This window comes from Burkholderia sp. Ac-20344 (genome assembly GCF_017104975.1).
Lineage (GTDB): Bacteria > Pseudomonadota > Gammaproteobacteria > Burkholderiales > Burkholderiaceae > Burkholderia.
This window is the reverse complement of sequence record NZ_JAAGPP010000140.1, coordinates 1-24,059: the sequence shown is the minus strand read 5'-3', so window position 1 is coordinate 24,059 and position 24,059 is coordinate 1. Positions and strand designations below refer to the sequence as shown.

The 24,059-nt window shown below is 69.3% G+C and carries 22 protein-coding genes and 1 pseudogene; 16 read left to right on the top strand and 7 right to left on the bottom strand.

Going from position 1 to position 24,059, the window contains the following annotated elements:
• The 3 genes from G3N64_RS31585 to G3N64_RS31575 all read left to right on the top strand — a co-directional run.
• A partial coding sequence (locus G3N64_RS31585; protein ID WP_205787672.1) for an FAD-binding oxidoreductase occupies positions 1-1,062 on the top strand: 1,062 nt, incomplete at its 5' end.
• Positions 1,059-2,105, top strand: a complete 1,047-nt coding sequence (locus G3N64_RS31580; RefSeq protein WP_205787671.1) for an ABC transporter substrate-binding protein — start codon at positions 1,059-1,061, stop codon at positions 2,103-2,105. The genes G3N64_RS31585 and G3N64_RS31580, both read left to right, overlap by 4 nt.
• Positions 2,106-2,268: 163 nt before the next feature.
• Entirely contained in the window at positions 2,269-3,606 is a 1,338-nt protein-coding gene (locus G3N64_RS31575) for an MFS transporter (protein ID WP_205787670.1), read from the top strand.
• A 140-nt stretch (positions 3,607-3,746) separates the two neighbouring features.
• On the opposite strand, the gene G3N64_RS31570 is transcribed toward G3N64_RS31575, so the two are convergent.
• The gene (locus G3N64_RS31570) at positions 3,747-4,757 is read right to left on the bottom strand and encodes a 3-hydroxybutyryl-CoA dehydrogenase (protein ID WP_205787669.1); all 1,011 of its coding nucleotides are present in this window, start codon (positions 4,755-4,757) and stop codon (positions 3,747-3,749) included.
• Positions 4,754-5,869 (bottom strand): NAD/NADP-dependent octopine/nopaline dehydrogenase family protein, encoded by a 1,116-nt coding sequence (locus tag G3N64_RS31565; RefSeq protein ID WP_205787668.1) that lies wholly within the window; start codon positions 5,867-5,869, stop codon positions 4,754-4,756. The genes G3N64_RS31570 and G3N64_RS31565 overlap by 4 nt, the downstream gene beginning before the upstream one ends.
• A gap of 149 nt (positions 5,870-6,018) precedes the next feature.
• On the opposite strand from G3N64_RS31565, the gene G3N64_RS31560 reads away from it, so the two are divergent.
• Together G3N64_RS31560 and G3N64_RS31555 are read left to right on the top strand one after the other, a co-directional pair.
• Positions 6,019-6,993: an AraC family transcriptional regulator gene (locus G3N64_RS31560; protein ID WP_205787667.1), complete on the top strand. Its 975-nt coding sequence runs from the start codon at positions 6,019-6,021 to the stop codon at positions 6,991-6,993.
• Positions 6,990-8,024, top strand: a complete 1,035-nt coding sequence (locus G3N64_RS31555; protein WP_205787666.1) for a LysR family transcriptional regulator — start codon at positions 6,990-6,992, stop codon at positions 8,022-8,024. Before G3N64_RS31560 ends, G3N64_RS31555 begins: the two co-directional genes overlap by 4 nt.
• A 44-nt stretch (positions 8,025-8,068) precedes the next feature.
• On the opposite strand, the gene G3N64_RS31550 is transcribed toward G3N64_RS31555, so the two are convergent.
• Positions 8,069-9,187 (bottom strand): porin, encoded by a 1,119-nt coding sequence (locus tag G3N64_RS31550; RefSeq protein WP_205787665.1) that lies wholly within the window; start codon positions 9,185-9,187, stop codon positions 8,069-8,071.
• 410 nt (positions 9,188-9,597) lie between these two features.
• Here G3N64_RS31550 and G3N64_RS31545 point away from each other — a divergent pair, with 410 nt between their 5' ends.
• Both G3N64_RS31545 and G3N64_RS31540 read left to right on the top strand, forming a co-directional pair.
• Positions 9,598-10,995 (top strand): MFS transporter, encoded by a 1,398-nt coding sequence (locus G3N64_RS31545; protein WP_205787664.1) that lies wholly within the window; start codon positions 9,598-9,600, stop codon positions 10,993-10,995.
• 157 nt (positions 10,996-11,152) lie between these two features.
• A complete protein-coding gene (locus tag G3N64_RS31540) occupies positions 11,153-12,145 on the top strand; it encodes a PDR/VanB family oxidoreductase (protein WP_205787663.1) in 993 nt (330 codons plus the stop codon).
• Positions 12,146-12,396: 251 nt separating this feature from the next.
• Here G3N64_RS31540 and G3N64_RS31535 read toward each other — a convergent pair whose 3' ends face one another.
• On the bottom strand, positions 12,397-13,317 hold the full coding sequence (locus G3N64_RS31535; protein WP_205787662.1) for a LysR family transcriptional regulator: 921 nt from the start codon (positions 13,315-13,317) through the stop codon (positions 12,397-12,399).
• Between the two features lie 140 nt (positions 13,318-13,457).
• On the opposite strand from G3N64_RS31535, the gene G3N64_RS31530 reads away from it, so the two are divergent.
• From G3N64_RS31530 to G3N64_RS31520, 3 genes are all read left to right on the top strand, one after another.
• Positions 13,458-14,741: an aromatic ring-hydroxylating dioxygenase subunit alpha gene (locus G3N64_RS31530; protein WP_205787661.1), complete on the top strand. Its 1,284-nt coding sequence runs from the start codon at positions 13,458-13,460 to the stop codon at positions 14,739-14,741.
• On the top strand, positions 14,738-15,241 hold the full coding sequence (locus tag G3N64_RS31525) for an aromatic-ring-hydroxylating dioxygenase subunit beta (RefSeq protein ID WP_205787660.1): 504 nt from the start codon (positions 14,738-14,740) through the stop codon (positions 15,239-15,241). The genes G3N64_RS31530 and G3N64_RS31525 overlap by 4 nt, the downstream gene beginning before the upstream one ends.
• 174 nt (positions 15,242-15,415) lie before the next feature.
• A complete protein-coding gene (locus G3N64_RS31520) occupies positions 15,416-15,802 on the top strand; it encodes a tautomerase family protein (protein WP_205787659.1) in 387 nt (128 codons plus the stop codon).
• Between the two features lie 50 nt (positions 15,803-15,852).
• Here the strand turns inward: G3N64_RS31520 and G3N64_RS31515 are convergent, their stop codons facing one another.
• On the bottom strand, positions 15,853-17,406 hold the full coding sequence (locus G3N64_RS31515) for an ATP-binding protein (RefSeq protein ID WP_205787658.1): 1,554 nt from the start codon (positions 17,404-17,406) through the stop codon (positions 15,853-15,855).
• Between the two features lie 141 nt (positions 17,407-17,547).
• On the opposite strand from G3N64_RS31515, the gene G3N64_RS31510 reads away from it, so the two are divergent.
• The 5 genes from G3N64_RS31510 to G3N64_RS31490 all read left to right on the top strand — a co-directional run bounded on the left by G3N64_RS31510 (position 17,548) and on the right by G3N64_RS31490 (position 21,716).
• On the top strand, positions 17,548-18,741 hold the full coding sequence (locus tag G3N64_RS31510) for an acyl-CoA dehydrogenase family protein (protein ID WP_205787657.1): 1,194 nt from the start codon (positions 17,548-17,550) through the stop codon (positions 18,739-18,741).
• A gap of 101 nt (positions 18,742-18,842) precedes the next feature.
• Positions 18,843-19,220 (top strand): hypothetical protein, encoded by a 378-nt coding sequence (locus tag G3N64_RS31505; protein ID WP_011356094.1) that lies wholly within the window; start codon positions 18,843-18,845, stop codon positions 19,218-19,220.
• Positions 19,221-19,228: 8 nt separating this feature from the next.
• Positions 19,229-19,750, top strand: a complete 522-nt coding sequence (locus G3N64_RS31500) for a nuclear transport factor 2 family protein (RefSeq protein WP_205787656.1) — start codon at positions 19,229-19,231, stop codon at positions 19,748-19,750.
• 38 nt (positions 19,751-19,788) lie between these two features.
• Positions 19,789-20,913: an amidase gene (locus G3N64_RS31495; protein WP_205787655.1), complete on the top strand. Its 1,125-nt coding sequence runs from the start codon at positions 19,789-19,791 to the stop codon at positions 20,911-20,913.
• A gap of 59 nt (positions 20,914-20,972) precedes the next feature.
• Positions 20,973-21,716: an SDR family oxidoreductase gene (locus G3N64_RS31490; protein ID WP_205787654.1), complete on the top strand. Its 744-nt coding sequence runs from the start codon at positions 20,973-20,975 to the stop codon at positions 21,714-21,716.
• Between the two features lie 106 nt (positions 21,717-21,822).
• On the opposite strand, the gene G3N64_RS31485 is transcribed toward G3N64_RS31490, so the two are convergent.
• The gene (locus G3N64_RS31485; RefSeq protein WP_205787653.1) at positions 21,823-22,455 is read right to left on the bottom strand and encodes a response regulator; all 633 of its coding nucleotides are present in this window, start codon (positions 22,453-22,455) and stop codon (positions 21,823-21,825) included.
• A 353-nt stretch (positions 22,456-22,808) separates the two neighbouring features.
• On the opposite strand from G3N64_RS31485, the gene hpaC reads away from it, so the two are divergent.
• The gene (gene hpaC / locus G3N64_RS31480) at positions 22,809-23,354 is read left to right on the top strand and encodes a 4-hydroxyphenylacetate 3-monooxygenase, reductase component (protein ID WP_205787652.1); all 546 of its coding nucleotides are present in this window, start codon (positions 22,809-22,811) and stop codon (positions 23,352-23,354) included.
• 20 nt (positions 23,355-23,374) lie between these two features.
• Here the strand turns inward: hpaC and G3N64_RS31475 are convergent.
• A pseudogene (locus G3N64_RS31475) lies at positions 23,375-23,956 on the bottom strand (YbfB/YjiJ family MFS transporter); the annotation flags it as partial.
• Positions 23,957-24,059 lie beyond the last annotated feature (103 nt).

The following is a 24,059-nucleotide window of genomic DNA, read 5'->3' as shown; positions in this document are numbered from 1 at the left end:
CGCGTCGGGTTGTTCGAGCGGCGCGACTGCGGCGCGCAGGCGAGCGGCGTGAACTACGGCGGCGTGCGCTGCCAGGGCCGCCCGGCCGAACAACTGCCGCTCGCGCTGCGCGCGCGGCGCATCTGGGATCGCCTGCTCGAGCTGATCGGCATCGACGGCGAATTCGTCGTGTCGGGCCATTTGCGGCTCGCGCGCAGCGACGCCGATCTCGACGCGCTCGACGCGTACGCGACGCTCGCCGGCGAGCACGGCCTGCCGCTGCAGGTGATGCGCGGCGACGCGTTCCGCCGCCGCTATCCGTGGCTCGGCCGCGCAGCGCTCGGCGGTTCGCTATGCGCGACCGACGGTCATGCGAACCCGCGCCTCGTATCGCCCGCGTTCGCGCGCGCGGCCCGCGCGGCGGGCGCCGACGTGTTCGAGCACACGCCGGTCGGCGACGTTCACCACGACGGCACGCGCTTCCACTTTCACGCAGGCGGCCGCGCGTGCACGTCGACGTGGCTGATCAATTCGGCCGGCGCGTGGGCGAACACGATCGCCGAGCGCTTCGGCGAAGCCGTGCCGATGGAGCCGATCTACCCGAACATGTGGGTGACCGAACCGCTGCCGCCGTTCATCGCGCACAACCTCGGCGTGTACGGCGGCGGCGTGTACGCGCGGCAGGTCGCGCGCGGCAACTGCGTGATCGGCGGCGGGCGCGGCCGCGGCGACGGCGAGTTCGGCCAGCCGTCGGTCGATACGACGCGCGCGGTGATGCGCGACGCCTGCGCACTGCTGCCCGCGCTGCGCGACGCGCTGCTGATCCGCACATGGAGCGGCGTCGAGGGCTGCACGCCCGACCACAACCCGATCATCGGCGCGAGCCGCACGACGCCGCGCCTGCTGCATGCATTCGGTTTTTCCGGTGGCGGCTTCCTGCTCGCGCCGGGCGTCGGCGACGTGCTCGCCGATCTCGTCACGACCGGCGAAACCGCCACGCCGCTCGATGCGTTCTCGATCGGCCGTTTCGCACCGCAAGCCACACCGACCATCCCTTTCCCCCAAGAGGAAACCCAAAGATGAAACTGCTCGGAACGATCGCGGCGGCCGCCGCCCTCTGCATCGCAGGCGCGAATGCACCCGCGTTCGCGCAAACGAAGACGATCTACGTCGGCATGAACGGCGGGCCGATGGAAAAGGCCTATACGAGCCAGGTGCTGCCCGACTTCGAGAAGGCGAACAACGTGAAGGTCGTCGTCGTGCCCGGCACGTCGTCGGACGTGCTCGCGAAGCTGCTCGCGAACCGCAACAAGCCGCAGATCCACGTCGCGTTCCTCGACGACGGCGTGATGGCGCGTGCGGTCAGCCTCGGCGTGTGCCAGAAGCTCGACGATTCGCCGGTGCTCAAGGAGCTGTACCCGTTCGCGCGGATGAAGGACGACGTCGGCGCGGGCGTGCAGCTCGGAATGACCGGCATCGCGTACAACAAGAAGCTGTTCGCGGAAAAAGGCTGGGCGCCGCCGACGTCGTGGATGGATTTCGCCGATCCGAAATACAAGGGCAAGGTCGTGTTCCAGTCGGCGTCGAGCAGCACGTTCGGGCTGCATGGTTTCCTCGCGATCAACCGGCTGCTCGGCGGCAGCGAGCAGAACGTCGAGCCCGGCTTCAGCAAGTGGGCGAGCACGGTCGGGCCGAACGTCGTCGAGTACATCCCGAACTCGGCGAAGATCTCCGAGATGGTGCAGACCGGCGAAGCCGGCCTGTTCCCGCTCACGCCGACCGGCGTCGGCGACCTCCAGGACAAGGGCATTCCGGTCGCGTACGCGAACCCGAAGGAAGGGCCGGTGCTGCTGCTCGTCGACCTGTGCGTGGTCGCGAACAATCCCGATCCGCAACTGGCGCAGAAGCTCGCGCAGTTCCTGCTGTCCGCATCCGCGCAGACGAAGGCGGCCGAAGCCGGCAAGCAGATCCCGACCAACCGGCTTGCGAAGATGCCCGCCGCGATGCAGCAGAGCCTCGGCAACGTCGATGATCTGGTGCGCAAGGTGACGGTGGTCGACTGGGCGGCGATCAACGCGCGCCGCGCGCAATGGGATACGCGCTGGAACCGGCAGATCGAGCGGTAACGGCATGCCGGCGCGCGGGCACGGCCGCGCGCCGCATGACCATCATCAGCCGGAGTGATGACCCTCCCCTTTTTCTGCGGATTTGACCGGGGGCACGGTGCCGACAACACTAGCCCGCAGTGCTGCAAAGACGGCACGCGCCCGCCCCCCTTCAGAGTCCGCCATGGTCCCGACCGACACCGTGCAATCCCTGAGCGCCGCCCGGCCGCTCGCCGACCGGCAGCTGCGCCGGATCGTCATCGCCTCCGTCGCCGGCAACGCGATGGAGTGGTACGACTTCTTCGTATACGGCACGGCCGCCGCGCTCGTGTTCGGCCATGTGTTCTTCCCGCCCGGCGCATCGCCGCTCGCGGGCAGCCTGGCCGTATTCGCGGCCTTCGCGCTCGGCTTCGTCGCGCGGCCGCTCGGCGGAATCGTGTTCGGCCACGTCGGCGATCGCTACGGGCGCAAGGCGTCGCTCGTGTGGACGCTGCTGATCATGGGCGCGTCGACCTTCGCGATCGGACTGCTGCCGACCTATGCGCAGGTCGGCGTGTGGGCGCCGGCCTCGCTCGTCGTGCTGCGCCTGCTGCAAGGCATCGCGTCCGGCGGCGAATGGGGCGGCGGCGTGCTGATGATCAGCGAGAACGCGCCGCCGGAACAGCGCGGCTACTACGCCGCGTGGAGCCAGCTCGGCGTGGGCGGCGGCTTCGTGCTGTCTTCGGCCGCGTTTCTCGCCGCACAGGCGCTGCCGGACGACGCATTCCGCACGTGGGGCTGGCGGCTGCCGTTCCTCGCGAGCATCGTGATCTTCGCGATCGGCATCTATATTCGCCGCCATCTGCCGGAAAGCCGCGACTTCGAGCAGGCCGGCAAGCGCGGCGCGCACACGCATCTGCCGATCGTCGAGTGCCTCCGCCGCCACCCGAAGGAAATCCTGCTCGCGATGGGGCTGCGCGTGGCCGAGAACGGCGGCGCGTACATCTTCCTCGCGTTCTCGCTCGTCTACGGCAAATACGTCGGCATCCCGAACGGCGTGATGCTGACCGGCGTGATGATCGCGATGATCGTCGAGATGGGCGCGATGCTCGCGTGGGGCCGGCTGTCCGACCGGATCGGCCGCAAGCCCGTGTACCTGATCGGCGCACTGAGCCTCGTCGCATGCGCGTTCCCGTTCTTCTGGCTGCTCGATACGCGCGCGACGCCGCTCGTGTGGCTTGCGCTCACGGTCGGCACGGCGGTAAGCCACGGCGCGATGATCGGCACGCTGCCCGCGCTCGTCGGCGAGCTGTTCAGCACCGAGGTGCGTTACTCGGGCGTCGCGCTCGGGCATGAAGTCGCGTCGATCTTCGCGGGCGGGATGTCGCCGCTGATCGCGACCGCGCTGCTCGCGCGCTATCACGCATCGTGGCCCGTATCGCTGTTCCTCATTGCGCTCGGCCTCGTGACCGTCGCGACGCTGTGCGTGATGCGCGAGACGCGCGTCGCACCGGCCGCCGACACGCGCGGCGATTCGGCATGAGCGCGCGGCCCGCGCCGGCCGCCACGCCCGTGCCGGCGCCCGTGCCCGTGCCCTTGCCGGCGGGCGAGCGACGCACCGGTTCCCGACGCGATGTGCGCGCTTGCGCGGCACCGCGAGCGCACATCGCCGCGTCGTCCGGGCTACGCGCCCGGGTTGCGCCGCCCGCCATCGAAGACCGGCGCCAGTCCCAGGTGATCGAGCAGCCGCGCGAATTCGCCGAGCCGCTGCCGCATGTACGCGGGCACGTCCACGTTCGCATAGTCGTGGAAGCCCGCGCCCGTGCGTACCCCATCGCGCCCGGTTTCCATGTTCCGTACGACGCTCGCAGCCGGCGCGAAGCGCGGGCCGATCTCGCCCGCCAGGTATTGCGACGCGTAATACAGGATGTCGCAGCCCCCCCAGTCGATGAATTCGAGCAGCCCGAGCACCGCGAAGCGCGGGCCGAAACCGGTGCGGATGGCCGCGTCGATATCCTCCGCGCTCGCGACGCCTTCCTCGACCATCCGCGCGGCCTCGTTCATCGCGAGCGCCTGGATGCGCGGCACGATGTAGCCGGGCGCCGGCCCGCAGATCACCGGCTTCTTGCCGACGCGTTCGAGCAGCGCGGCGAGCGCATCGACCACCGACGGGTCGGTTGCGTCGCTACGGCTGATCTCGACGAGCGGCATCAGCAGCGCCGGATTCAGCCAGTGCGCGTTCAGCATCCGTTCCGGGTGCGCGACATGGCGTTGCAATTCGGTGACGACGAACGTCGACGTGGTCGACGCAATCGTTGCGTGCACATCGACATGCTCGCCGAGCCAGCGCAACGCGTCGGCCTTCGCATCGAGCACTTCGGGCAGCGCCTCGAACACGACGTCCGCATCGCGCACTGCTTCGGCAGCACCATCCCGTGCAACGATCGCGATGCGCGCGACGGCCGCAGCGGCCTGCGCGGCGTCGATGCGGCCGAGCGCAACCTGCGCGTGCAGCGGCCTCGCGATCTCGTCGCGGGTGCGATCGGCGAACGCGCGTTGGCCAGCCGCATCGCGCCGCTTGAAGTCGATCAGCGTCACGTCGATTCCGGCAAAGGCAAACACGAGCGCGATCCCCTGCCCCATGCGTCCCGCGCCGAGCACGTGTACACGCGTCACATCGGCAGCCGCGCTCATGCCGATACTCCCGCGACTCCGTTGTCGAGCAGCGCACGCATCGCGTCCTTCGACAGCACCGCGATCCCGAGCCGCTCCAGCGTGCGCCCTTCCGCATACAGGTCGCGCACCGCGACCGCACTCGCGATGCTCAACAGCCCCTGCGCAACCGGCGTCGGCACGCCGGCCCAGCGCCCGCACGACACGATGAACGACAGCCCGAGCCGGGTGTCTTCGAGCATGTAGCGATGGGACCGCAGATCGATCTTCTCGCGCCAGTCGCCGCTATCGGTCAGCTTGCCGTGCGCGCCGCGCCCGTACATCCATTCGTCACCTTCTGCCGCGTAGTGATCCGCGAGCGGAAAATGCGGCGCGCGGTAGCCGAGCGCTTCGCGCACCGCGATGCGTTCGGCGTCGAGCGCGTTCGTCACGCGGCGGATCGACGGCTGCGTGCCTTCGTTGTGGATGTCCCAGGCGTCGAAGTGTTCGAGCGGCCCGGCGTTCATCAGGATCAGCGGCGGATGGATCACGGGCCCCGCATTCATCAACGCACCGGACAACGCATCCTCGACCGGCTCGACCGACGGATAGCCTGCGCGCAGCACGTCGAACGCCCAGCCGGCCGCATTCGCCGGAAACACGCCGGTCGGCAGACGCGTCGCGTACGCGCTGATCACGACGTCGTTGTCGCCATGCTTGCGCACGAGGTACGGGAGCGTGCCCGTCTCGGCGAATGCGACGCGCGAACGGTTGCCGGCATCGGCCGCCGCCTGTGCGAACACGAAGCTGCCGAACGTGCCGGGCGGCAGGAACACGACCTGGCCGTCCTCCAGCAGCGGCGCGACCTGCGCGGCGAGCGCGTCGTGCGACGTGGCAGGCAGCGGTACCACGACAAGCTCCGCGCCGCGCAGTGCGGCCGCGAGATCGCCGGTCAGGCGGATCGCACCCGGCGCATCGCCGAGCGGCACCGCGCGCGTGCCGCGATAGTCGGTCACGTTCAGCACGCCGAGCTCGCGCAGCCGCGCGTGCGGCTCGCGGTCGCGCCGCCACCACGTCACGTCATGACCTTTCTCGAGCAGGTCGATGGCCGCCGCATGGCAGCCGTGGCCGCCGCCCAGAACACATACCTTCATCGTCTTCTCCCGGTGATTGAGTGTCTCCGAGACTACGCGGCCGCCTGCCCCGCGTCGCTTCAAAACGCGCAACGGCACGCCCGTTCGCGCAACGCAATCGCGGCGATGCGCTTGCCGCCGCGCCCCCGCATCCGCTACGAGGTTCGTGTATGGATATCGCCCTATCCCGCCATGCGCCGAACCGGCTCGGCACGCTGCACGCCCCCGACGAAGTCGAACGCGCGGTCGCGCACCGGCTCGGGCCGCACCGGATGGCTGCACGCGGCCGCGATCCGTTTCATGCGGAGCTGTACGAAGTGCCGCTGCATCACGGCGCGTTGCTCGAACTCTGCTACGGCCGCGAAACGCGCATCGATTTCGGCGGGGATGCCGGTCACTTCCTGTTCAGGCTGACGCTCGCCGGTGCCTGCGAGCTACAGGCCGGCAGCATCGTCGCGCGCGCCGGCCCCGGCGCGCTGACCGTGTCGTCGCCCGCGCTCGCGAGCCGCCTGAGCACGAGCCCCGATTGCCGCAACCTCGTGCTGCGGCTCGAACGCGGCCCGCTCGAACGCAAGCTGCAGGACATGCTGCACGCCACGCTCACGCGGCCGCTGCAGTTCGATCTCGCGGCCGGCGGTGCCGGCGCGGGCGCCGCGCTCGTGCTGCCGACCTTCGAATACCTGTGCCGGCTCGGCGCGCAGCCGGGCATCGGTGCAGCCGCGACGACCTTCGGCGCCGACCTCACCGCGTGGCTGATGTCGCTGCTGCTCACGCATCTGCCGCATTCGTACAGCGATGCGCTCGCGCGCGGCACGCCGCCGCTGCCGGCATACATGCGTCGCGCGTGCGATCACGTCGATGCGCACCTCGGCGAACCGCTCGCACTCGCCGCGCTGGCGGCCATCGCGGGCGTCGCGCCGCGCACGCTGCAGCACGCGTTCCGCGCGTTCCTGCACACCACACCGGCCGCCTACGTGCGCGAACGCCGGCTCGCCGCCGTGCACGCGGCGCTGCAACGCGGCGACGCGCGCAGCGTGACGGACGTGCTGATCGCACACGGCATCCATGGCTTCGGCCATTTCGCGAAGGCGTATGCGCGGCGTTACGGCCACGCGCCTTCCGTCACCGCGAGGCAACCCCGATGACGCACTCCGCAACCGGCCGCCCGGCGGCCCCGGCCCGCGCCGAATCCGCGCCGCACGACAGCGACCCGTCCGAACTGCGCGTGCAGGATCTCGATCTCAACTTGCTGAAGACGTTTCGCGCGGTCTACGAGGAGCGGCACGTCGGCCGCGCGGCGCTGCGGCTCGGCGTCACGCAGCCGTCCGTCAGCTACGCGCTCGGCCGGCTGCGGCTGATGTTCCGCGACGCGCTGTTCGTGCGCACCGGCACCGGCGTCGAGCCGACGCCGCGCGCGCAACGGCTCGCGCTGTCGGTCGACAAGGCGCTCGCAATCCTGCAGCACGTGCTCGACGAAGGTTCACGCTTCACGCCCGACAGCACGCAGCGCGTGTTCCGCCTGCACATGAGCGATTTCGCGGCGAGCGCGTTCCTGCCGACGCTGCTCGCCGCATTCGACCGCCGCGCGCCGGGCGCGGTGATCGAGACGCTGCACGTCGACGAATGCCAGCTCAACGTCGCGCTCGAATCGGGGCGCATCGACTTCGCGCTCGGGCATTTCGCCGACGCGTCGAGCCACTTCCAGCGCGCCGCGCTGCTGCACGAGCGCTGCGTGCTGCTGATGCCGCGCCGCACCGCGCAGCGCGTCGCGCTGCCCGACGACTACGTGCTCGATGGCACCGCGCCCGACACGCTGCGCTTCGTCGCGATCACGTCGCATCCGCAATCGATGCAGTTGCTGGAACGGCACGGGCTGATGCCGCGCGTGCGCGCGGCGCTGCCCGACTTCATGGTGGTGCCTGCGCTGCTGCAGGACGGCGACTATGCGCTGATCCTGCCGGAGACGATCGCGATCACGTTCGCGGCGCGGCAGCCGTGCGCGCTGTACGAGATCGCCGGTGCGGGCGAATGGGCCGTCAATGCGTACTGGCACCGGCGCTTCGACGCCGACCCCGGCCATCGCTGGCTGCGCGCGCTGCTGCTCGAACTGTTCAACATCGGCGAACTGGCGCCGTTCGACGCATGGCTCGCGCCGCAGCCGCCCGCCTGCGCGTAGCGGCGCAAGCGGGTACGCGCACGGGCGCGGGGCGGCCGAAACGGTCAGAACGATGTGAGGATGCCCGCGACGATCGAGCTGGCGGTCGCGCCCGGCTTGGCGACCGCGACACCGCCGCCCGCCGCGCCGTTGACGACGAAGCGCGCATGCGCGCCGTTGCGCACCATCGCCGCGCCCGTGTACAGCACCGTACGCTTCGACAGCGGATAGTCGAAGCGAATGCCGTACGAATCGGCGTTGCCGTCGCTGTCCGCAACCTTGCGGTAGTGGCCGACGCTCAGCAGCAGCGACGCACGCCCGATCGGCACCGTCGCGCTCAGCTCCATGATGTCGCTGTGCGGATACGCGCTCTGGCTGTCGATCGCGGTCGCGACGTCGGGGCCGCCGCGATGGCGCATGTACAGCGCGGCAACCTTCACGACGCGGAAATCGTACGAAATCGCGCCGAGCGTGTAGTTGCCGTTCGCGGCCGTGCTCGTGACGCCGAGCGCCGATGCGGCCACCGGGCTGAACTTCTGCTGCATATAGTCGACGTCGACCGACAGTCCGCCGCGCACGTAGTTGAGCCCCGCACCGTACGTATCGCCGAGCGTCGCCGGCTGCCCGGCTGCGCCGTTGGTGCCGCGCGCGGCCATCGCCCGCAGCATGAAGCCCGCGTAGCGCGGCGACGTGTAGCGCATCGAGTTGCGCACGCGCAGGAACGCGGGCCCGACGAAGTTGTTCGTCGCGTTGCCCCATGCGAGCCCCGCGCCGAGGCCCGGCAGGCTGTACGTGACGAGCGTCGTGTGCAGGATCGTGTAAAGCTCGCCGAACTGCACGCCGCCGAACGGCCCCGTGATGCCGACCCATGCCTCGCGGCCGAACAGCGCGCTGCTGTTCGACAGCGCACCGCTCGCCGCGTTGAAGCCGTCCTCCAGCTTGAAGATCGTCGCGTAGCCGCCGCCGAGATCCTCGACGCCCTTCAGCCCCCATTGCGATGCGAACAGGTTGCCGCTGCCCATGCGCGTCACGTGGTTCGGCCCGGCGTTCGCGTATTCGATCGCGGTGTCGACGCGGCCATAGAGCGTCACGCTCGATTGCGCGAATGCGGGCAGCGCCGCGCAGGCAAGCAGCGCGGCAAGCGGTACGGCAAGCCGGTCGGCCCGCCCGTTCGGTTGGTTCATCGTCGTCGTCCCGTAGAGTTTCCGGCGCCGGTCAGCCTCGCGCCGCGTGGTGTGAAGCGCGTTCGCCGCGAAGGGCCAACGCTGCCGATCAAAAACGGGCCGAGTCTAGGAACGACAATTTCGGACGTCGACGCAACGGGCTCTATAACGCTTATAGATGCGCCGCATGATGTGCGCGCGCCCCGCCGCAAGGGCGCCGTGCGGCGCTCCGCGCGCACGGCCTCGGTGTTTTCTTTATCCGGGTCGGTAAATGCCCGTGTGGCGCCGCTGTCACTCCGGCTATGGCGGCCGAATTTGGCTGACTACGCTGCGTCTCCGACACGTGCCCCCGCACGCTTTCGCGCCGCGACGGCGCCCGGCCCGCCAGGCCGCTGCCGCGCGTTTCCACCGCCCGCTCCTGGAGAATCCGCATGTCCGCATCCACGGCCCGCGCTGCCGACGGCAAGCGCTATACGTACGAATGGTATGTCGTCGTCATCTGCATGCTCGCGTACGTCTTTTCGTTCGTCGACCGCCAGGTCCTCGTGCTGATGATCGAACCGATCAAGCGCGACCTGCACCTGTCCGACACGCAGTTCAGCCTGCTGAACGGCTTCGCGTTCTCGCTGTTCTACGCGGTGATGGGGCTGCCTGTCGCGTATCTCGCCGACCGCTACGCGCGCCCGCGGATCATCTCGATCGGCATCGCGCTGTGGAGCGTCGCGACCGCCGCGTGCGGGCTCAGCCAGCATTTCGTGCAGATGTTCATCGCGCGCATGGGCGTGGGCGTCGGCGAGGCCGCACTGTCGCCCGGCGCGTATTCGATGCTCGCCGACTACTTCCCGAAGGAGAAGCTCGGGCGCGCGATCGCCGTGTATTCGCTCGGCTCGTTCATCGGCGGCGGTGTCGCGTTCCTGATCGGCGGCTACGTGATCGCGCTGCTCAAGCATGCGAGCGCATTCACGCTGCCGGTGGTCGGGCAGGTGCATGCGTGGCAGGTCACGTTCCTGATCGTCGGGCTGCCGGGGCTGCTGGTCGCGCTGCTGTTCGCCGCGACCGTGCGCGACCCGCAGCGCAAGGGGCTCGCGCAGGATCGCTCGGGCGCCGTGCGGCGCGTGTCGATGCGCGATTCGCTGCGCTTCGTCGGCACCCATCGCGCCACCTTCTCGTGCCACTACCTCGGCTTCTCGTTCTACGCGATGACGCTCTACTGCCTGCTGAGCTGGACGCCCGCGTTCTATATCCGCCACTTCGGGATGACGGCCGTCGAAGCCGGCTACACGCTCGGCATCGTGCTGCTGGTCGCGAACACGGCCGGCGTATTCTGCGGCGGCTGGCTCAACGACTGGCTGCTGCGGCGCGGCCGCGACGATGCGCCGATGCGTGCCGGCGCGATCGGCGCCGCGTGCATGGTGATCCCCGCGACGCTGTTTACGCAACTCGACTCGCTGCCTGCTTCGCTCGCGATGCTCGTCGTCGCGATGTTCTTCGCGTCGTTCCCGATGCCGACGTCGACCGCCGCGATGCAGACGCTCGCGCCGAACCAGATGCGCGCGCAGATCTCCGCGCTGTTCCTGCTCGTGTCGAACCTGATCGCGCTGGGGATCGGGACGACCGTCGTCGCGCTGTTCACCGATCGCGTGTTCGGCGCGCCGGCGGCGGTCGGCCACTCGATGTCGATCGTCAACGTCGCGGCGGCCACGCTCGCCGCGCTGCTGCTTGCCGCCGGGTGCCGGCACTATCGCCGCAGCCTCGATCGCGAACGCGGCCATGCGTCGGCGGCGGCGCCGCAGGCGGCCGAGGCGGGCAACGCGATCGCCGCGCGCTGAACATCGGGCGCGATCGGTCGCCCGACCATCATCCATGACACTGATTAATGAATCGCTTTTTAATCGATTTGATTTATGCGATGCCCGTCCCTATTCTCGATCGCATGACGGCGCGGTATCTGCCGCGCCGCGTTCCTCCACCCCCACGGATTGACCCATGCAAGCGAACCGCCACCAAGTCCGGATCGACGCGCTGATCGACGCGGCGCAGGACATCCGCTGTTTCCGGGTTTCGCGCGTCGACGGCCAGCCGTTCGACGCGTACGAACCGGGTGCTCATATCGACGTCACCGCGCCATCCGGCGTCACGCGGCAGTACTCGCTGTGCGGCAACCCCGACGAGCGCGGCAGCTACCTGTTCGCGGTGAAGAAGGAAGCGCAGTCGCGCGGCGGCTCGCGTTCGCTGCACGACGACGTGACCGTCGGCGCCGAGCTGTCGATCGGCGCGCCGCGCAACCTGTTTCGTCTGACGGACGACGCGAGCGAGCACGTGCTGATCGCGGCCGGCATCGGCATCACGCCGCTGCTGTCGATGGCGTATGCGCTGCACAAGCGCGGCGCGCGCTACCGGTTGCATTACTTCGCACGCAGCCGCGAGCATGCGGCCTTCGTCGCCGAACTGTCGGCCGAGCCGTTCGCGTCGCACGTGACGTTCCACTACGGGATCGAACCCGACGCGCTCGCGGCCGAACTGGGCCGCTGCGTCGAAGCGGTCGACGCGCACGCACACGTCTATACGTGCGGCCCGGGGCCGTTCATGGATGCGGTCGTCGCGGCAGCCGCGACGCGCTTGCCCGACGAGTCGATCCATCTCGAACGCTTCGCGGCGGAGCCGGCCGGCGCCGATGCGGGCAACGCCGATGCCGGCGCCGGCCCGGCCGCCGACGGTTTCGAGGTGCGCCTGCAGCGCACCGGGCAATCGGTACGCGTCACGCCCGACACGTCGATCGTCGACGCGCTCGCGCGCATCGGCGTCGAAGTCGACACGTCATGCGGCGAAGGTGTGTGCGGCACCTGCATGGTGCCCGTGATCGACGGCGAGCCCGATCATCGCGACCACTGTCTCAGCAAAGCCGAGCGCGCGAGCAATACGGTGATCTGCTGCTGTGTGTCGCGGGCGCGCTCGGCGGTGCTGGTGCTCGATCTCTGATGCACGCGGCACGCGACGTCCGTTAAAGACGTCGCGCGCCATTGAGCCGCTCGACGCAGTCGGTCAGCAACCGCGCCTCCGACGCGTTGCCCTCGCCCTCGTGGATCACATGTCGTCGAAACGCTCGACGAACTCGACAAGCAGCGTGCGCATCCGCGCGGCCCGCGTCGTCATGAGTCACGTGTCGTCGCTCCATCCGACCTGCTCGGCCGGCAATGCGTACATCCATGTGTTGCTCGCGACCTCATCGGTCACGCGTCGTCGAACCGCTCGACGAGCTCGGCGAGCAGCGTGCGCATCCACGCGTTGCCCTCGTCTTCATGAAAATGCTCGTGCCAGTGCATCGTCACCGGCGCGGGCGGCAGCGTGACGGGCAGGTCATACAGGCGGAACGCATTGTCGCGATTCAGGATCTGCGCGAGCCGCTTCGGCAGCGTCGCATACAGATCGGTGACCGACAGCACGCTCGGCAGCGCGACGAAGTGCGGCACTTCGAGCGCGATGTTGCGGCCCACGCCCTGCGCACGCAACGCATCGTCGAGCGCGTGGTGGCTGTGCTCGACCGATTTCACGTTGACGTGCGCGGCGCGCACGAACTGGTCGAGGCTCAGCGCGCCGCCGCTCGGCAGCCCGCGCCGTCGGCCCGTCATGCACACATAGGTTTCCTCGAACAGCGTCTGGTGTCGCGTGCGCGGCATCAGTTCCGGCAGGTTGCCGATCGCGAAATCCAGCCGGCTCGCGCGCAGCGCTTCCTCGATCTCCTCCACCGGCAGCGGCTGCACGCTCAGCATCACGCGCGGCGCGCGCTCGCGCAGCGCCTGGCAGATCGCCGGCAGGTACGCCATCTCGCCTGCGTCCGACAACGACAGCCGAAACGTGCGCGTGCTGGTGGCCGGATCGAAACGCTCCGCGTAGCGCAGCGCCGCGCGCACCATGTCGAGCGCCTTGCCGACGATCCCCGCGAGTTCAAGCGCGACCGGTGTCGGCTGCATGCCCGAGCGCGTGCGCACGAACAGCGGATCGTCGAACAGCGTGCGCAACCGGCCGAGCGAATAGCTGACGGCCGGCTGAGACAGCGCAAGCCGCTCGCCGGCCTTCGTCAGGCTGCGCTCCTCGACGATCGCCTGGAATACGCGCAACAGGTTCAGATCGAGATGATCGACCGATGTCATCGTAGCCTCCATCATTTGCCGTATTTATTGACCGTCCAATTTTAGATCAATTTGACGGATATGTAGTGGGAGACGAGACTGGGTACTCGATACCGCGCGCGGCGCGGCCCCGATTTCGCGACTCCTTCCCCACGACAACGATGAGCGACATTCCCTACCAAACGATCGATACCCGTGCATTGCACGGCCTCGCGCAACCCGACCGTATCGCGCCCGCGATGTACCACGATCCCGCGCTGTTCGAAGCCGAGCTCGATCGCATCTTCTACCGCACCTGGATCTGGGTCGCGCACGAAAGCGAGCTGCCGAACCCGGGCGACTTCATCACGACGACGATCGGCCGCCAGCCGGTGATCGTCGTGCGCGACAAGACCGGCGAGATCAACGTGCTGCAGAACCGCTGCCGCCATCGCGGCGCGACCGTGTGCGAATCGCACAAGGGCAACGCGAAGGGCTTCACGTGCCCGTATCACAGCTGGTCGTACGCGCTCGACGGCACGCTGCGCGCGCTCCCGTACGGCGACGGCTACGAAGGCGTGTGCGAGAAAGGCGACCTGCCGCTCGTGAAGCTGCGCGTCGGCGTGTACCAGGGGCTGATCTTCGCGAGCTTCAACGATGCGATCGAACCGCTCGAGGATTTCCTCGGCGGCGCGAAGCCGTGGATCGACCTGTTCATGAAACAGGGCGCCGGCTACCCGATCAAGGCGAACGGCGAGCACAAGTTCAAGTTCAAGGGCAACTGGAAGATCCAGCTCGAGAACACGACCGACCTCTATCACTTCCCGGTCGTGCACAAGTCGTGGATGAAGTCGATCGACGACGAGACGGCCGCCGCGATCACGAGCTTCATGACGAGCGAGGACGCGTTCTGCCGCGGGCTCGGCAACGGCCACAGCCTCGCGGTACTGATGCCCGAACTGATCGACCTCGACGAAGACGACGGCGCGCCGCTGCCCGAGCGCTTCGCACCGCTCGCGGCGAAGCTCGCCGAGCGCCACGCGCCGGAAGAAGTGCGCCGCATCGTGCGCTCGCTGATGGGCGTCGGCTTCAACCTGAACCTGTTCCCGAACCTCGCGCTGTCGATGGCGTTCTTCCGCGTGCTGCGGCCGATCTCCGCGAACGAAACCGAGATCCGCCACGTCGCGCTCGCGATGGACGGCGGCCCCGACGAAGCGAACCGCGAGCGGCTGCGCATCCACGAGCACTTCCAGGGCCCGTTCGGCTTCGGCAGCCCCGACGACGCGGAAGCGTGGGAGCGCGTACAACGCGGCGCACATGCAGGCCCCGACGTGCCGATCCTCGTGAATCGCGGGCTGAACCGCGAGACGACCGCCGCGAACGGCGAAAAGACCGCGCATGCGACCGACGAGACCGGCATGCGCGAGGCCTACCAGCAATGGCGCACGATGATGGAGCAGCAATGATGGACGACCGCAACGCCCTCTTTTCCGAGCAGACCTTCGCCCGCGCGGTCGAATTCGTGTGGCGCGAAGCCGAGATGCTCGACCGCCGCGACTATCGCGCATGGCTCGACCTGTGGGAACCGGCCGGCCACTACGTGGTGCCGATCGATCCCGACGCGACCGACTTCGCCGCCACGCTGAACTACGTGTTCGACGACCAGGACATGCGCGAGAAACGCGTGCAGCGGATGGTGTCCGGCTATTCGGCGTCGGCAACCGACGCGGCGCGCACGGTGCGCACCGTGTCGCGCTTCACGCTGGAAAGCGGCAGCGCCGATACCGTCGAGCTGAAATCGGCGCAGGTCGTCGTCGCGTACAAGCGCGGCGTCGCGACGCTGTTCGCGGCCGACGTCACGCACAAGCTGCACGTCGATGCCGAAGGCGAGATGCGGATCGCCGGGAAGGTCGTGCGCCTGATCGACTCGACCGAAGCGCTCAGCGCGATCGGCTTCCTGCTGTAAGCGGCCGCCGGTTCGCCGTCGCAACGGTGAAACGGTCACCTTCACCCGTGAGCGGCCACCCGTTCGCCCATCGCCAACGCAACGGTGAGCCGGCCACCTTCACCTGTAAGCGGCCACCGATTCGCCATCGCCAATGCAACGGTGAACCGGTGACCTTCACCTTTCCGGACGACCATGCCCACACTCGACGTTTTCCTGCCAGCCGGCCATGACGACGCTCGCAAGGCCGAACTGATCGCACGGCTGACCGGCGCGACCGTCGACGCGATCGGCGCGCCGATCGAATCGGTGCGCGTGCTGCTGACCGAATTGCCCGCGACGCACATCGGCCTCGGCGGCCGCAGCGCCGCGGACGGCGCGCCGCCGTCGCTGCCCGTGATCGTCGCGATCCTGATCGCCGGCCGCACCGATGAACAGAAGCGCGCGCTGATCGCCGCGCTGTCCGCTGCCGGCGCGAACGTGCTCGATGCGCCGCTGCAGGCCACACGCGTGATCATCAAGGACATTCCGAACACCGACTTCGGCATCGGCGGTCAGACCGCGCGGGCGCTGGGGCGCTGATCGTGCATAGCGCGTCGCCCGGCCGTGACGCACGTGACGCGATGCAGCGGCTACGCGTGTTCAACGGCGAGCGGCAGCGTCACGCGGCAGTCGAGCCCGCCGCCATCGGCCGGGCTCGCACTGATCCGGCCACCGTGGCGCGTCACGATGCTCTTGCACAGAGACAGCCCGATCCCGTTGCCGCCGGCCTTCGACGACGAGAAGCCGTCGAACAGCCGATCGTGCGCGCCGGCCGCGATGCCCGGGCCGTTGTCGATCGCGCGCAGCTCGGCATGCCCGCCCACGTTCGCGGTGCCGAGCGTCAGCGTGCGCGGCACGCGTTCGCAACCGGCGAACGCCTCGATCGCGTTGAACGCGAGATTCAGGATCACCTGCCCGATCAGCACGCGCTCGCAGCGGATCGGCAGCGGCGCCTCGGCCTGCACGATCGTGACCGTCACGCCGGCCTCCTTCGCGCGCAGCGCGATGAAATACGCGACGTCCGCGAGGATGTCGCGCAGGTCGGCGAGCGCGACGACCGGCTCGCGCTTCACGATGAATTCCCGCACGCTCTTGATGATCAGCGCCGCATGCTCGGCCTGCCGGTCCGCGCTGCGCAGCCCCCAGATCGCATCGTCGATCGCGCCGCGCCCGTTCAGCCGCTGCACCGCGCCTTCGATGAAATTGCGCACGGCCGCGAGCGGCTGGCTCAGCTCGTGCGCGATCACGCTCGCCATCTCGCCCATCGCGTTGTAGCGGCCCGCGTGTTCGAGCATGCGCGCTTCGGCACGGCGGGCGTCCTCGATCGCGACTTCGTCGCTCACGTCGCGGAACTGCACGAGCAGCCCGTCGAGATCGTCCTCGATCTCGACCTGCCGGCACAGGATGCGCAGCCAGCACGGCGAGCCGTCGCGCCGCACGATCCGGTAGCGCTGCGGCGCGGACGGATACGCGGACGGCGCATCGCGCAGTTGCGCGACGAGCCGGTCGCGATCGGCCTCGGAGCAGTAGTCGAGCACCTCGCCGAGCGCTTCGTCGGGCGCGAGCCCCAGCACGCGGCGGCCCGACTCGCTGATGAACTGCACGCCGCCGTGCGGCGTGACGACCGCGATGCCTTCGTCGAGATCCTGCATGAACTCGCGCAGCCGCGCCTCGTAGCGGCGCAGTTGCTGGCGCACCGCTTCTTCCGCGCTGATGTCGCGGAACTGCACCATCACGACGTCGCGCCCGCGCAGCGGCACGTAGGTAGCGGTCGCCTCGGACAGCATGTCGACGCCCGTGCGCGACCGGTAGCACCACTCGTACACCTGCGGCCCGTCGACGAGCGCGCGATCCCATGCGCTCACGGCGATCTCGCGCTGGTATTTCGGTTCGGGGCGCGTCATGTCCGGCGCCTTCAGCGGCAGCAGCTCCTCGACGGAAAAACCGAGCGCGATGCACGCAGCGCGGTTCGCCCACACGATCGCCTTGGTGTGCGCATCGTGCAGCAGCACGCAGGTCGTCAGTGCGTCGAGCAGCCGGTGGAAATCGTCTTCGTCGGGAAAACTCATGATCGGCTTCGGATGAGGCCGCGCGGCATCGCGCGACCGGAAACCCAACATAGCACCGGCGCGCGCCGCCCGCATCTGAAGATTTCTTTAGTGCGGCACGGAACGTCACCAGTCGCACGGCCCAACGCACCAATTGCTGCGCGTTTTCGGCGTTTCTAGACTGGCTCCATCGTCTTGACCACCCCACATTCGACCCCCACGCCCCAGGAGACAGCCATGCCCCACGCCGCCCTCGCCCTCGATACCGCACCGAACGCCCTCCATGCGGCCGGCGAACCGGCCGCCCGGCTGTCGCCGCTCGACGCCGTGATCGAGACCGTCGCCGCGCGCCGCGAAGAATTCGACCGCCTGTCGCACGTGCCGCGCGACGTGATCGCGCTGTTCAAGCAGGCCGGCATCTATCGCGCGGGCACGCCGCGCCGTTTCGGCGGCGATGCGCTCGCGCCGACCGCGTTCCTCGACATGATCGAACGGATCGCGACCGCCGACGGCTCGGCCGCGTGGGTCGCGAGCTTCGGCTCCGCGAACGTGTATCTCGCCGCGCTGCCGCTCGAGACCCAGGCCGAGCTGTATGCGAGCGGCCCCGACCAGGTGTTCGCAGGCGGCCTGTTTCCCGTGCAGCCGGCCCAGCCCGCGCCGGGCGGATGGCGCGTGAACGGCACGTGGAAATTCGCGAGCGGCTGCAAGGGTGCCGACTGGCTCGGCGTCGGCATCGCCGTGCCGGGCGCGCAGGACGCCGCGCCGAACAAGCCGCGCACGGCCGTGTTCCGCGCCGCCGACGTCGAGATCGTCGAGAACTGGAGCGTGGTCGGCATGCAGGGCACCGGCAGCCACGACCTGCGCGTCGACGATCGCTTCGTGCCCGAAGCATGGACCTTCGTGCGCGGCGGCGAGCCGACCGTCGACGAGCCGCTGTACCGCTACCCGACCGTCGCGTATGCGGCGCAGGTGCTGGCCGTCGTGAACCTCGGTCTCGCACGCGCGGCGCTCGACGTCGTGAACCGGATGTCGGGCGGCCGCCAGACGACGACCGGCGCGCCGCGCCTTGCCGATCGCGCGTACTTCCGCATCGAGCTTGCGAAGGCCGAGGCGCAGCTGCGCTCGGCACGCGCGTTCTTTTACGACGCGACCGACACGGTGTGGCAATCGATTCTCGCGGGCAACCCCGTGACGCCCGACCAGGTCAGCCTGCTGCGGCTCGCGGCCACGCAGATCGCACGCGAAGGCGCGAGCGTCGTCGAACGCGCATACCGCCTCGGCGGCACGGCAGCGATCTACCGGTCGCATCCGCTGCAGCGGCTGCTGCGCGACGCGATGGTCGTCACGCAGCACGCGTTTCTCGCCGAAGGCAACTTCGACGGCGCCGGCGCGGTGTTCACCGGCGTCACGCCGTTTCCCGGCTATCTGTGACCTGCGCCAACCGAAGCCTGTTTGAACACGCATGGAGCCGATGCCGAAACGCCTTTGCCGGCCGGCTCGTACATCCAACCGATTCCTCTGGAGAACTTCACATGTCCGATTCGAATCCGCTGCCGCTGCGCGTCCTGTTCTGCTGCGGCGTGTCGCAAAACTTCTTCGACCTGCCGCGCGAGAAGATCGGCGAAGTGTGGCAGGCGTACGGCGCGATGCTCGCCGCCGTCGAAGCGATGCCTGGCGTGCGCGTGCTCGGCGTGATGGACGACGACCGACTCGTGGTCGGCCAGGCCGACGGTGCGCCGTGGACCTTCTACATCATGGCCGACGTCGCCGACTTCGACACGACGGTCGCCGTGTGCAACCTGTATCGCACGACGCCGGTCGGCGAATACAACCTGTGGCGCTACGGCAAGATCGAAGCACGCGTCGGCCGTGCGCTGACGGTGCCGCCGGCCGCGAAACCCGCGGCGTGAGGCGCGCGATGACCGACCTGTCCCCCGGCCTGATCGACGCGCTCGCGCAGCGCATGGCGGCGCTCGATGCCGAGCGCGCGGTGCGCGCGACGATCACGCGCTACATGGCGCTGTGCGACGTGCCCGAGGAGGCCGGCGACGGCCCGCCGCTCGCGGCGCTGTTCACGGCGGACGCCGTGTGGGAAGGCATCGGCCCGCAGTACGCGCGCAAGTTCGGCCGCCTCGAAGGCACGGCGGCGATCGTCGCGATGCTGGGCCGCTACCTGCCGCCCGATCCGCATTTCTCGACCAACCTGCACTTCCTGACGTCGGAGTCGATCGAGATCGGCGCCGGCCATGCGAGCGCGCGCGGCCGCTGGATCATGCTGCAGGCGTCGCGCTACGCGGACGGCACGGCCGAGCTGATCGCCGCGAGGCTGACCGTCGATTTCGCGCCGGCCGCTAACGGCGCTGCGTGGCTGATCCGCCATTTCCGCACCGAACGCGTGCTCGACGGCCCGTGGCCGCTCGCCGCCGCGCCACGGTCCTGATTCCTGATCCTTTCCAACGCTTGCTCACGACATCGACCATGACAGGCTTCATCGACACCTTCACGCTCGGCGGCCCCGGCCCCACGATCGCGATCAAGGACACGATCGACATCGCGGGCCATCCGACCCGCGCGGCGAGCCGTGCGCTTGCCGACGCACCGCCGGCCGAACGACACGCGGACGTGGTCCGCCTGCTGCTCGACGCGGGCTGGCAGATCGCCGGCAAGGCGAACATGCACGAGCTCGCGTTCGGCATGACCGGCATCAACGGCTACACGGGCACGCCCGTCAATCCGCAGGATGCGACGCGCATTCCGGGCGGCTCGTCGAGCGGCTCCGCTTCGCTCGTCGGGCTCGGCACGGTCGATGCGGCGCTCGGCACCGACACGGGCGGCTCGATCCGCGGGCCGGCCGCCTGCTGCGGCGTGGCCGGGCTGAAGCCGACGTTCGGCCGCGTGTCGCGGCGCGGCGTCGCGCCCGTCGAAACGACACTCGATTGCGTCGGGCCGTTCGCGCGCGATATCCGCACGCTGGTTGCGGTGATGGCTGCGATCGCGCCCGGCTTCGATCGTGCACAAGCGGCGGCCTCTGCCGCAGGCTGCACGGTCGCGCAAATCACGGTCGACGCCGATCCGGCAATCGCCGCCGCGCTCGACGCGGCCGTGCGCGCATCGGGCCTGCGCTCGCAGGCGGTCGTGCTCGACGACATGCCGGCTTCATTCGCGGCAGGGCTCACCGTGATCAACGCGGAAACGTCGCGCGCGTTCGGCCATCTGGTCGCGACCGGCAAACTTGGCGCCGACCTCGATGCGCGACTGCGTGCGGCCGCCACGACCACCCCTGCGGCATTGAAAGAAGCCGAAGCCGTGCGTGCCCGCTTCACCGCACAGATCGACGCCGCACTCGAACACGCGGACGTGCTCGTGCTGCCGACGCTGCCCGCGCTGCCGATCACGCTGCAGCAGGCACGCGACGGCGTATCGGTGATCGCGATGTCGTCGCTGATCCGGCCGTTCAACCTGAGCGGCCATCCGGCGCTCAGCCTGCCGCTGCCGCTGGCCGGTTCGCCGCTGAAGGCCGGCCTGCAGATCGTCGGGCGCAAGGGCGCGGACGAGCAGGTCTGCGCGATCGCGGCACACTTCGAAGCGGCGCTCGCCGCATGAACCACGATGCGGGCGCGGCTGCATCCTGCACGCGCTCGCGAACCAGGGAATCACGCACCATGTCAGACCGAGTCGTCCTCGTCACCGGCGCCGCGCGCGGGCTCGGCGCCGTCATCGCCGAACGTTTTCATGCGGCCGGCTACCGCGTCGCGCTGGCCGATATCGCCGCCGACGCCATCCAGGCGCATGCGCGCGAACTCGACCCGAGCGGCGCACGCGCGATCGCGCTGCCGCTCGACGTCACGTCGAAACGCGATTTCGAAGCCGCGCGCGATACGCTCGTCGCGCGCTGGGGCACGATCGACGTGCTCGTCAACAATGCGGGCGCATCGAAGGTCGTGCCCGCGATGGAGATCACGGCCGAGCAGTTCGACCAGGTGATCGACGTGAACCTGCGCAGCGTGCTGTTCGGCTGCCAGGTGTTCGGCCAGTATTTCGCGACGCGCGGCGCGGGTCGTATCGTCAACATCGCGTCGCTGGCCGGACAGAACGGCGGCTCGGCGACGGGCGCCCACTACGCGGCTGCGAAAGGCGGCACGCTGACGCTGACCAAGGTGTTCGCGCGCGATCTCGCTGCACAGGGCGTGACCGTCAACGCGATCTCGCCGGGCCCGCTCGACCTGCCGATCGTGTATGAGAGCGTCGCGCCGGAGAAGCTGCGCCAGGTGCTCGCGAGCCTGCCGGGCGGCAAGCTCGGCTCGGCCGGCTTCGTGGCGGATGCCGCCGTGCTGCTCGCGTCGGGCGACGCGCATTTCGCGAACGGCGCATGCTGGGACATCAACGGCGGGTTGTACATGCGTTGAGCGCGACGGCCTCGTCGCGTTTCCTGCGACGCTCGGGGCCGGTTCACGCCAACGGCCGCCTATGCGCCGGCCCGCGAACGAACTTCTCCGGACAGGGGAACGTATCCTAGCGCGGCGCTTCCCCGCCGTCGCCCCACACGACCATCACGTCGCGCACGAGCGCGGCGATCGACGTCGCGCCGAGCTTCTCCTTGATGCTCGCGCGATGCACGTCGACGGTCTTCACGCTGATCGACAGATCCGACGCGATCTGCTTGCTGCCCTTGCCGTCCACCACGCCGCGCAGCACTTCCTTCTCGCGCGCGGTCAGCGCATCGAGCCGCTGGCGCAGCTCGCGGTGACGCTGGCTCACCGCATGCCGTTGCTGTGCGAGCCGCAGCGCGCGTTGCACGCGCTCGAGCATCTGCTGCGAGTTGTACGGCTTCTCGACGAAATCGATCGCGCCGTTCTGCAGCGCGCGCACGGACATCGGGATATCGCCGTGCCCGCTGACGAAGATCACCGGCAGCGTCGCGCCGCGCGCGTTCAGTTCCGCCTGCACGTCGAAGCCGCTCTTCTCCGGCATCCGCACGTCGAGCACCAGGCACGCGGGCAGGTTCACGTCGAAGCGCGCGAGAAAATCGGCGGCGTTCGCGAACCCTTCGGACGCGATGCCGACCGATTCGAGCAGCCACGCGAGCGACGTCCGCATGCCGCTGTCGTCGTCGACGATGTATACGATCGGTGCGGGTGACGTCATCGCGGGTGTCTCGCTGAGTATCGGTATCGGGATCGCACGCGCCGCATACGGGGCCGGTTGCCGGCACGTCGCGCACGTCGTTCGCTGGGGGTGCGCGGCACATCATAACGAGCCGAAAACCCGCTGAAAACCCCTTCACGGGCCGCACGAACGCGCAATCGCGCTTTTTTTCATGCGGTTCGGCGCGCATCTAGGTAGAACCTTTAGACGCGTTGGCGAGAACGCCATCTCCATCGTCAATCGTGCGAATGGTCGTCCGCATATTCGCGACGTACGCTTGGGTCATCGTCGGCGTTCCGGCGCTGCCCCGGCAGCCCCGCACGATCGCCGCTTACGTCCACTCAGGAGTGCCCATGTCTTCCACGACCGATATCCAGCGACCGGCACGCGTCGAGCCGACCGACGCGCAGAAGGCCTTCCGGCAAGCGATGGCCCACCTCGGCGCGGCCGTCAACGTGATCACCACCGCCGGGCCGCACGGCCGCTGCGGGATCACCGCGAGCGCCGTGTGCTCCGTCACCGACACGCCGCCGACGCTGCTCGTGTGCCTCAACCGGTCGAGCGCGATGCGTGCGGCGTTCGAACGCAATCGCCACGTCTGCATCAATGTGCTGCCGGCCGAACACGAGCAACTCGCGCGGCACTTCGCGGGGCTCACCGACCTGCCGATGGAGCGGCGCTTCGAACTGCCCGTGTGGGATCGCGGCGAGCAGGACGTGCCCGTGCTGCGCGACGCGCTCGCGAGCCTGCAGGGCACGATCGCCGACATGAAGGAAGTCGGCTCGCATTCGGTGATGTTCATCGAGGCAACGTCGATCCGCGTGCGCGACGACGGCGACAGCCTGATCTACTTCAGCCGTGCGTTTCATCGCGTGTCGCGCACGGCGTGCGTGCGATGAATGGCGCGTATCGCGCGTGATTACGCGGCGGCCCGCAACGCGCGCTGCCCGGCCGCGAGCGCGGCGCCCGCGAACAGCGTCAGCGCCGAATACACGAGCCCGCGCGCGAGCCCCGCGCTGTCCGACACCCAGCCGATCGCGACCGGCCCGGCGATCTGCCCGAACGCAAAGACCGTCGTGAACGCGCTGATCCCTTTCGCCCAGCCGTCGGGCGGCAGGTTGTGGCGCACGAAGGCCGTCGTCGACGCGACGGCCGACAGGAACGTCGCGCCGAACAGCACGCCCGATGCGAACGCGGCCACCGGATGCACGAAGATCGCCGGCATCAGCGTCGCGATGCCGAGCAGCGCGTTGAGCGCGGCGAGCGCCTGGCCGCCGCGCATCCGGTCGAGCAGCCCCGACCACAGCCGCGCCGACACGACGGTCGCGACGCCAAGCATCACGTAGAACGCGGCGACCACCGTGCCGCTCATCCCCGCGCCGCGCAGCAGCGCGACGATGAACGTCATGTAGCCGATGTAGCCGACGCCGAACAGGCCGTAGCCGGCCAGCGCGAGTGCGAAGCGCGCGGGGCTCGCGGTCGCGGCCGGCATCGCGCCGTCGCCACGCGCGGTGCGCCGGTGCCCCCGTGCGGCGTCCACGCTCGTGCGCTGTCATCCCTCTGCCGGCCGCCGTGCGTGCCACAGTGTAGCTAGGGCCGCACTT

Bases quoted from the DNA above. Each gene is read 5' to 3' on its own strand.
- G3N64_RS31580 (WP_205787671.1), top strand. From the start codon at position 1,059: ATGAAACTGCTCGGAACGATCGCGGCGGCCGCCGCCCTCTGCATCGCA.
- G3N64_RS31575 (WP_205787670.1), top strand. From the start codon at position 2,269: ATGGTCCCGACCGACACCGTGCAATCCCTGAGCGCCGCCCGGCCGCTC.
- G3N64_RS31570 (WP_205787669.1), bottom strand. From the start codon at position 4,757: ATGAGCGCGGCTGCCGATGTGACGCGTGTACACGTGCTCGGCGCGGGA.
- G3N64_RS31565 (WP_205787668.1), bottom strand. From the start codon at position 5,869: ATGAAGGTATGTGTTCTGGGCGGCGGCCACGGCTGCCATGCGGCGGCC.
- G3N64_RS31560 (WP_205787667.1), top strand. From the start codon at position 6,019: ATGGATATCGCCCTATCCCGCCATGCGCCGAACCGGCTCGGCACGCTG.
- G3N64_RS31555 (WP_205787666.1), top strand. From the start codon at position 6,990: ATGACGCACTCCGCAACCGGCCGCCCGGCGGCCCCGGCCCGCGCCGAA.
- G3N64_RS31550 (WP_205787665.1), bottom strand. From the start codon at position 9,187: ATGAACCAACCGAACGGGCGGGCCGACCGGCTTGCCGTACCGCTTGCC.
- G3N64_RS31545 (WP_205787664.1), top strand. From the start codon at position 9,598: ATGTCCGCATCCACGGCCCGCGCTGCCGACGGCAAGCGCTATACGTAC.
- G3N64_RS31540 (WP_205787663.1), top strand. From the start codon at position 11,153: ATGCAAGCGAACCGCCACCAAGTCCGGATCGACGCGCTGATCGACGCG.
- G3N64_RS31535 (WP_205787662.1), bottom strand. From the start codon at position 13,317: ATGACATCGGTCGATCATCTCGATCTGAACCTGTTGCGCGTATTCCAG.
- G3N64_RS31530 (WP_205787661.1), top strand. From the start codon at position 13,458: ATGAGCGACATTCCCTACCAAACGATCGATACCCGTGCATTGCACGGC.
- G3N64_RS31525 (WP_205787660.1), top strand. From the start codon at position 14,738: ATGATGGACGACCGCAACGCCCTCTTTTCCGAGCAGACCTTCGCCCGC.
- G3N64_RS31520 (WP_205787659.1), top strand. From the start codon at position 15,416: ATGCCCACACTCGACGTTTTCCTGCCAGCCGGCCATGACGACGCTCGC.
- G3N64_RS31515 (WP_205787658.1), bottom strand. From the start codon at position 17,406: ATGCGGGCGGCGCGCGCCGGTGCTATGTTGGGTTTCCGGTCGCGCGAT.
- G3N64_RS31510 (WP_205787657.1), top strand. From the start codon at position 17,548: ATGCCCCACGCCGCCCTCGCCCTCGATACCGCACCGAACGCCCTCCAT.
- G3N64_RS31505 (WP_011356094.1), top strand. From the start codon at position 18,843: ATGTCCGATTCGAATCCGCTGCCGCTGCGCGTCCTGTTCTGCTGCGGC.
- G3N64_RS31500 (WP_205787656.1), top strand. From the start codon at position 19,229: ATGACCGACCTGTCCCCCGGCCTGATCGACGCGCTCGCGCAGCGCATG.
- G3N64_RS31495 (WP_205787655.1), top strand. From the start codon at position 19,789: ATGACAGGCTTCATCGACACCTTCACGCTCGGCGGCCCCGGCCCCACG.
- G3N64_RS31490 (WP_205787654.1), top strand. From the start codon at position 20,973: ATGTCAGACCGAGTCGTCCTCGTCACCGGCGCCGCGCGCGGGCTCGGC.
- G3N64_RS31485 (WP_205787653.1), bottom strand. From the start codon at position 22,455: ATGACGTCACCCGCACCGATCGTATACATCGTCGACGACGACAGCGGC.
- hpaC (WP_205787652.1), top strand. From the start codon at position 22,809: ATGTCTTCCACGACCGATATCCAGCGACCGGCACGCGTCGAGCCGACC.